This window comes from Sutterella massiliensis, assembly GCF_016899755.1.
Lineage (GTDB): Bacteria > Pseudomonadota > Gammaproteobacteria > Burkholderiales > Burkholderiaceae_F > Sutterella > Sutterella massiliensis.
This window is the reverse complement of the sequence record NZ_JACJJC010000127.1, coordinates 1-1010: the sequence shown is the minus strand read 5'-3', so window position 1 is coordinate 1010 and position 1010 is coordinate 1. Positions and strand designations below refer to the sequence as shown.

General features: G+C 54.7%; 1 protein-coding gene and 1 pseudogene. Both read right to left on the bottom strand.

Going from position 1 to position 1010, the window contains the following annotated elements; translation table 11 throughout:
• The coding region (locus H6A60_RS11715) for a TonB-dependent receptor plug domain-containing protein (RefSeq protein ID WP_239477740.1) at nt 1-517 on the bottom strand (517 nt) is incomplete at its 3' end.
• A 242-nt stretch (nt 518-759) separates the two neighbouring features.
• Nucleotides 760-1010, bottom strand: a pseudogene (locus H6A60_RS11710) (TonB-dependent receptor); the annotation flags it as partial.

The following is a 1010-nucleotide window of genomic DNA, read 5'->3' as shown; positions in this document are numbered from 1 at the left end:
GTACGACGTCGTAGTCGGTGTTTACCGGATGATTGACGAGCGTCGTGATAGGGGCGCCGTCGATCATCACTTGAATATTGCGCGTGGCCTGGTCGCTTCCCTGACCGCGGATGTCGATTTCTCCCATGCCGGTTGAACCGACCGATACGCTCGGCACTTTCGAAAGCACATCCGAAATCGTTCGCTTTCCTTTTTCCTGGATTTCAGATTTGGGAATGACGATGATTTCCTTCGTCGCACGCAGGCGCTCGACTTCTACGTAGTCGGGTCGAACATAACTTGCCTGCAGCTCGACGGCATCTTCTTCCCCGAAGACGTCTTCTTCAACAGTCTCATCAGAGGCAGCGGCACTCGCTTGCTCCGCGGCCGCGCACTGGATGGATCCTGCGCCGAGGAGCATGGCGGCAAGAGCGGCGGCAACTGCCTGACGGAGCTTCCCCGTCCGATATTCGCCTTGAAAGGCTTCAGAGAGAACAGCGAGGTTGGCCGCCTCGTTTAAAGAGAGAATAGTGAACATGATGCTCTGCTTTAATTGCGTATAACTATGAGAACGATTCTCAATCAAGTTTGCGGAGCATATTACATTTGGAAATAAATGTAAAGTTCGACAGCGTGTCCTACGGCAGAACGTCCGACCGGTGGGCCGATAGGCTTCCACGTGCGTCAAGGTTTGGAGCGAACTTTGTCTGCCGCTTTTCTGGCGCGGTCCGCCACCGCTTGTGCGCTGCGCCGCTCTCCGGGAAACGAAGCCCGGCGGCTTCAATACGTTCCACGCAGTCCGACAAAGAATGTACGCTCGCGTCCCGGCGTTACGTACTGGTTGGAGCTCGGCATGACATATTCGTAATAGACCTCGTCGGTCAGATTCGTGATGCCGCCGTACAGTTCCAGATGCTTGTTGACGTGCCAGTGCAGCGACGCATCAACGGTCGAATAAGACTTCATGACGCCGTTGGCACGCTGATCTTCCTTCATGAAGTTGTTGTAGCTGCCCACATAGAGATAAGACA